The following is a 2,448-nucleotide window of genomic DNA, read 5'->3' on the forward strand; positions in this document are numbered from 1 at the left end:
CCAGTTGGGCGCCGACCCCGAGGCGATGGGCTCGATGCTGGAGGCCGAGCTGGCGCGCAAGCCCAGGGTCACCGGCCCGGGGGCCGCGCCGGGGCAGGTCTTCATCACCCAGCGGCTGTCCCAGTTGCTGGATGCCGCGGAACGGGAGGCGAAGCGGCTGAAGGACGAGTACGTCTCGGTGGAGCACTTGGTGCTCGCGCTCACCGAGGAGGGGTCCGGCACCGCGGCGGGGCGGGTGCTCAAAGAGCACGGCATCACCCAGGAGTCGTTCCTGGGCGCCCTCACCCAGGTCCGTGGCAGCCAGCGGGTCACCTCCGCCAACCCTGAAGTGGCGTACGAGGCGCTTGAGAAGTACGGCCGGGATCTGGTCCTGGAGGCTCGTTCGGGCAAGCTGGACCCGGTGATCGGCCGGGACGCCGAGATCCGCCGGGTGACCCAGATCCTCAGCCGCAAGACGAAGAACAACCCGGTGCTCATCGGCGACCCCGGCGTCGGCAAGACCGCCATCGTCGAGGGCCTGGCCCAGCGCATCGTCCGCGGCGACGTACCCGAGGGGCTGCGCGACAAGACCATCTTCGCCCTGGACATGGGCTCCCTGGTGGCCGGCGCGAAGTACCGCGGGGAGTTCGAGGAGCGGCTCAAGGCCGTGCTCAGCGAGGTCAACTCCGCCCAGGGCCGGATCCTGCTGTTCGTGGACGAGCTGCACACCGTGGTCGGCGCCGGGGCCGCCGAGGGCGCCATGGACGCCGGGAACATGCTCAAGCCGATGCTGGCCCGCGGTGAGCTGCACATGATCGGCGCGACCACCCTGGATGAGTACCGCAAGCACATCGAGAAGGACGCCGCGCTGGAGCGCCGCTTCCAGATGGTGCTGGTGGAGGAGCCGAGCGTGGAGGACACCATCTCCATCCTGCGGGGCCTGCGCGAGCGTCTTGAGGTCTTCCACGGCGTCAAGATCCAGGACACCGCCCTGGTCTCCGCCGCCACCCTCAGCCACCGCTACATCAGCGACCGGTTCCTGCCGGACAAGGCCATCGACCTGGTGGACGAGGCATGCGCCCGGCTGCGTACCGAGATCGACTCCATGCCCGCCGAACTGGACGAGACCACCCGCCGGGTCACCCGGCTGGAGATCGAGGAGGCCGCGCTGGCCAAGGAGAGCGACCCGGCCAGCCGGCAGCGGCTGGAGGAGCTCCGTCGCGAACTGGCCGATCTGCGCGCCGAGGCCGACGCCAAGCACGCCCAGTGGGAGGCCGAGCGGCAGTCCATCCGCCGGGTGCAGGACCTGCGCCGGGAGCTGGAGGAGGTGCGCCGCGAGGCCGAGGAGGCCGAGCGCGCCTACGACCTCAACCGCGCCGCGGAACTGCGCTACGGCAGGCTCCAGGAGCTTCAGCGCAAGCTGGCCGCCGAGGAGGAGCAGCTTGCCGCCAAACAGGGTGCGCACCGGCTGCTGCGCGAGGTGGTCACCGAGGAGGAGATCGCCGACATCGTCTCCGCCTGGACCGGGATCCCGGTCTCCCGTCTGCAGGAGGGCGAACGGGACAAGCTGCTGCGCCTGGACGAGATCCTCCAGGAGCGGGTCATCGGCCAGAACGAGGCGGTCAAGCTGGTCACCGACGCCATCATCCGGGCCCGCTCGGGCATCCGGGACCCGCGCCGCCCGATCGGCTCGTTCATCTTCCTCGGCCCCACCGGCGTCGGAAAGACCGAGCTGGCCAAGGCGCTGGCCGCCGCGCTCTTCGACACCGAGGAGAACATGATCCGCCTGGACATGAGCGAGTACCAGGAGCGGCACACCGTCAGCCGGCTGGTCGGCGCCCCTCCCGGATACATCGGCTACGAGGAGGGCGGTCAGCTCACCGAGGCGGTGCGGCGCAAACCGTACTCGGTCGTGCTCTTCGACGAGATCGAGAAGGCGCACGCCGATGTCTTCAACACCCTGCTGCAGGTCCTGGACGACGGCCGGATCACCGACGCCCAGGGGCGGCTGGTGGACTTCCGCAACACCGTGATCATCATGACCTCCAACATCGGCTCGATGCATCTGCTGGACGGCGTCACCTCCGACGGCGAGCTCAAGCCGGACGCCCGGGGCCTGGTGATGAGCGAGCTGCGCGGCCACTTCCGCCCCGAGTTCCTCAACCGGGTCGATGACATCGTGCTGTTCAAACCGCTCGGCGAACCGCAGATCGAACGGATCGTGGAGCTGCAGTTCGACGAGTTGCGCAAGCGGCTGGCCGAACGCCTGATCGCCGTCGAGCTGACCCCGGCCGGCCGCCAGGTGATCGCCCACGAGGGCTACGACCCGGTCTACGGGGCCCGCCCGCTGCGCCGCTTCATCTCCCATGAGGTGGAGACCCTCATCGGCCGCGCCCTGCTGCGCGGCGATGTCGAAGAGGGCGCCACCGTCAAGGTCGACGCCCAGCACGGCGAACTCGTGGTCACCTA

1 protein-coding gene is annotated in these 2,448 nt (G+C 69.7%); it reads left to right on the top strand.

The genetic code is table 11. The annotated features are described in order from the left end of the window. On the top strand, window positions 1-2,448 hold a 2,448-nt coding region (clpB, locus tag J5X86_RS50080; RefSeq protein WP_208523218.1), incomplete at both ends, for an ATP-dependent chaperone ClpB.

This window comes from Streptomyces sp. NEAU-YJ-81 (assembly GCF_017592595.1).
In the GTDB taxonomy this organism is placed as follows: domain Bacteria; phylum Actinomycetota; class Actinomycetes; order Streptomycetales; family Streptomycetaceae; genus Streptomyces; species Streptomyces hygroscopicus_B.